The sequence below is a fragment of the Paenimyroides tangerinum genome (assembly GCF_003865405.1).
GTDB classification, from domain to species: domain Bacteria; phylum Bacteroidota; class Bacteroidia; order Flavobacteriales; family Flavobacteriaceae; genus Flavobacterium; species Flavobacterium tangerinum.
Genome location: NZ_RQVQ01000082.1, coordinates 1 through 4323 on the forward strand (window position 1 = coordinate 1; position 4323 = coordinate 4323).

2 protein-coding genes are annotated in these 4323 nt (G+C 30.4%); one reads left to right on the plus strand and one right to left on the minus strand.

The annotated features are described in order from the left end of the window. Positions 1-1006: 1006 nt before the first annotated feature. Entirely contained in the window at positions 1007-1594 is a 588-nt protein-coding gene (locus tag EG240_RS16090) for a hypothetical protein (RefSeq protein ID WP_125020352.1), read from the minus strand. A 582-nt stretch (positions 1595-2176) separates the two neighbouring features. On the opposite strand from EG240_RS16090, the gene EG240_RS16095 reads away from it, so the two are divergent. Continuing rightward, a complete protein-coding gene (locus EG240_RS16095; RefSeq protein WP_125020353.1) occupies positions 2177-2800 on the plus strand; it encodes a hypothetical protein in 624 nt (207 codons plus the stop codon). Positions 2801-4323 lie beyond the last annotated feature (1523 nt).

The following is a 4323-nucleotide window of genomic DNA, read 5'->3' on the forward strand; positions in this document are numbered from 1 at the left end:
ATACCTTAATTTTAAAATAACAAAGAGGAGGTAAAAGAAAAAATAAAAACAAGATACGATACTCACCCGAGCTTGCGAACTGTACAAAGTAAACCAAATTTAGAACTTCAATATAGAATATCGAGTAGTAACAAACTACGTCCATTGAAAGAGTAAAAACAATATTCAGCAGAAACGTAAACCCGACATACAGGATTTTGACGAGAATCTGCAAGGTGAAATTTCGTAAGAAAGGAACTGCTGACCGATGCTTTGAAAAAGCAAGACCAGTTCCTTTTAGAAATAAGCCGTAGTAGATCGTTAAAATACTGCGTCGAAGCACTTTGTTTCTTTAGTGCATTTAAAGAAAAAGAAATAAAATAAAGAATTACAATTCGCACTATTAAAACCAGTATACAAAAAACAAGATGCTATTAAAAATGGACTAAAAAAGCATTTATAAACTATTTTGCAGAATCGAAACCCCGACATACAGGATTTTAACGAGAATCTGCAAGGTGAAATTTCGTAAAAAAGCAACCGCTGATTATTCGAGCGAAAATATTTGTTTTAGTTCTCATGAATACGGCGCCTTACACGCTCAGTTTAAAAAGTAAAGTCATTAAGGCTTGTATTTGAAGCGAAGCAAGACCGGTTGTTTTTAGAAATAAGCCGTAGTATATCGTTAAAATACTGCTTCGAAGCACTTTATTCGAGCGTTTATATTTGTTTTAGTTCTCATGAATACGGCGCCTTATACTCCCGGTGTAAATAGTCAAGTCATAAAGGCTTGTATTTGTCTTCTTTAGTGCATTTAAAGAAAAAGAAATAAAATAAAAAAATACTATTCGTGCTTTTAAACCAAAGTAACCCAAAAAACAAATGAGATAATGCATCAAGTGCAGAATGGCATAATAGAATATCCAGTAGAAACAAAGAGAATCTGCACAAAAACAAATCCGCACTCGAGGACAAAGCCCGAATGAAACGTAGTTAAATCAATACCAAAAGCATATCTGTACATCAGTTAAGTCACTATAATCTTTGGATTTAAAAAATAAACCCTATACCTTATTTTATCCTGATACCTTATTGGGATCGTTTTAAATATTTTAGCTAAAAAAAAGCGCTTTTTCTTTCCACTTTCAATAAATGCTGGAATTTTAACCATCTTCATATTATCATCCTCAGGGTTACTTTCCCAATCTCCAATCCAACCCTGTTTGATAATTTTTTTTAAATTCTGAAAGGTTATTTCAAGATCGGTCGATAAAGTATCATCCAATAATTTTGCGTCTAGATTTTTATAATAATCATTACAGAAATTCAGAATCGATTCAAAATACTCAGGTTTGATATTGTATAAATCTAACTTGATTCCTATGGCACTTAAACTAAAGTCCGTTTTAATTATTTTAATAATGTTCTCAAATTGTTTCGAGTTCAATACCCCAATAGAAGAATCAAATTCATCTAATATAGAAACTATAAGTTCTGAATCATTTTCTAAATCAGGGTACTTTTCTCTTAACTCATCTTTCACAAACGCACTCCTTTTAAAACTCGGGATGGCATGTAGGTCATGTAACAGACTTGATTTTACAAACTTTTTCATGGTATATTTTTTTTATTTGTTTTAATTTTGTTAAATATATATAAAAAAAAACTTTTAAATTAACTTAAAGCTTGTGTTTTTTTTGAAATTTTTCGATTTTGTAGAAAAATAGTTGTAATTTTGACACTTATTCGTTAAATTTATAAAGCTATATAAGCTCGATATAATAATAGGTTATCATCAGATTATATAATTATAAAACCCGTAGTACATTATAGAAGACTCACAGACACACATATTTTTCCGCATTAATCTGAGTAGAGCATACAACTTATGTTACTTATTGAATGCATTGCATTCAAAATCTGTGAAAATTTAATTGTTTAGTGAATTTATGCTATCCATTTGAATCGGTGCATCTGTGAAAAAAAAAATTGAATACCAGGTTGTAATGTTTATTAGATAATGCACTTAGGATAGTTATAGAATATTCAGGATTTAAGTCCAATAGATTGTTTATATTTTATAAAAAAAATAAATAATTGGATAAATATTCTTTAATAATTGATTTTAAAAGTATAAAAACATAAATTGGTATGATTTTTGAAATATGTTTTGTAAAAATCATAAAATTTAATCAATATGAAAAGTAAGTTTCAAATTACCGTATTATTTTTATTATTTTCATTTTTTTATTCCAATGCACAAGATGCGCAAACTACAGTAGCGATAATTCAATCATCTAAAGAAAAAATCACGGAATTAAATACTGAAGCTTCTAAATTAGGCGAAGAAATAGAATTGAAGAAACAAGAATTGATTCAAAAAGACAGTCAAGCACAACAATTAGCAATACAAACCAAAGAAGCAAAAAAATTAAAAGATAAAGTAAAGACTGAAGATGCAAAACGAGTTCAAAAAGCTGCAGATCAGGAAGTGAGTTTTGTTAAAGATGAGCTTAAGAAACTTCAAAAAGCACAAAAAAACAAACTAAATGAAGCGAAAAGATTATCTAAATCTAATACGTCAATCGAAAAAGCTCAAAAAAATGTAACCAAAACAAAAGATAAACTAGTTAATGCAGAGATTAGTCTAAAAAAAGCATCTAATAAGTATGAAAAAGACATGCTGAATAAAAAGCTAACTTTAGAAAAAGAATTAAAAGCAAAATCAAAAATTTTAAAACTAGATACCCAGGTAAAAGAATTAAAATTACAGTTAGAAAAAAATGAATTAATTCTAAAAACTGCACAAATTCAAGTTTAATTTATTTTAAGATACAAAATGTCCCAGAAAGTCTATTTGCTTTGTGGGGCATTTTTTTATCAATTTAACCGAAGAGAAGACCAAGTGATCAAGTTTAGAACTTCAAAATAGAATATCCAGTAGAAACAAAGCGAATCAGCGATTTAAGGAAAAGGGAATGTAGTGACCAAGTGACGAAGTGACGAAGTTTAGAACTTTAAAATAGAATATCCAGTAGTAAGAAACTACGTTCATTGAAAGAAAGAAATCAATATTCAGTAAAATCGTAAACCCGACAACAAATAGGGAATTAGGGAATAGGGAAATTGTAAATAGAATACTAAATATACTAGGTAGTACAAATTAATCAAACACACTAAAAAAAGGATTCACAACCTTTTTTGCAGAAACGTAACCCCGACATACAGAATTTTAACGAGAATCTGCAAGGTGAAATTTCGTAAAAAAGGAACTGCTGACCGATGCTTTGAAAAAGCAAGACCAGTTCCTTTTAGAAATAAGCCGTAGTAGATCGTTAAAATACTGCGTCGGAAACCCCTTTTGGTTCTTTTGGGGGTAATCCAAAAGAAAAAGTAAAAAACAAGAATCTAAAACGTTCTATTTAAACCAAAACAAACTCTTGAAAACTAGATGCGATACTGACCCGATCTTGCGAACTGTACGAAGTAACCAAGTTTAGAACTACAAAATAGACCATTCTGTAGAATCAAAGCACCAGAGGACAAAGTCCGAACGGAACGAAGTTAAAGCAGCGATTTAAGGAATGGAGAATAGGGAAAAGAGTGACCAAGTAACCAAGTGACGAAGTGACGAAGTGACCAAGTATAAAACTACAAAATTGAATATTCAGTAGAAACAAAGCGAATCAACGAGTTAAGGAATAGGGAAATTGGGAATCGGATTTGAAAATGATATTCCGATTTAGAACTCAGCTTACAGCATATAGCTTAAAGCCAAATAATGAATATTTAATTTGGAAATGAAATCAATATTCAGCAGAATCGAAACCCCGACAACAAATAGGGAATTAGGGAATCGGGAAATTGTAAATAGAATACTAAATATATTCGGTAGAACAAATTAAATATACGGACTAAAAAAAGAATTTACAACCTATTTTGCAGAATCGAAACCCCGATATACAGTCAAAATGCGAGTGTCTAAAAGTTGAGAAAAGCATAAAATCAAAAGGTGTTTATTCGAGCGTTTATATTTGTTTTAGTTCTTATGAATACGGCGCCTTATACTCCCGGTGTAAATAGTCAAGTCTTAAAGGCTTGTATTTGAACGAAGTGAGTTCTTTTGATTTAGTGTTCGAAACCATTTAGACCGTATTTAGACTGCGTCGAAGCACTTTATTCGAGCGTTAATATTTGTTTTGGATCTCATGAATACGGCGCCTAACACTCCCGGTGTAAATAGTCAAGTCATTAAGGCTTGTATTTGTCTTCTTTAGTGCTTTTAAAGAAAAAGAAATAAAATAAAGAATTACAATTCGCACTATTAAAACCAGTATACAAAAA

Coding starts and splice junctions, on each gene's coding strand:
- EG240_RS16095 (WP_125020353.1), top strand. CDS start 2,177: ATGAAAAGTAAGTTTCAAATTACCGTATTATTTTTATTATTTTCATTT.
- EG240_RS16090 (WP_125020352.1), bottom strand. CDS start 1,594: ATGAAAAAGTTTGTAAAATCAAGTCTGTTACATGACCTACATGCCATC.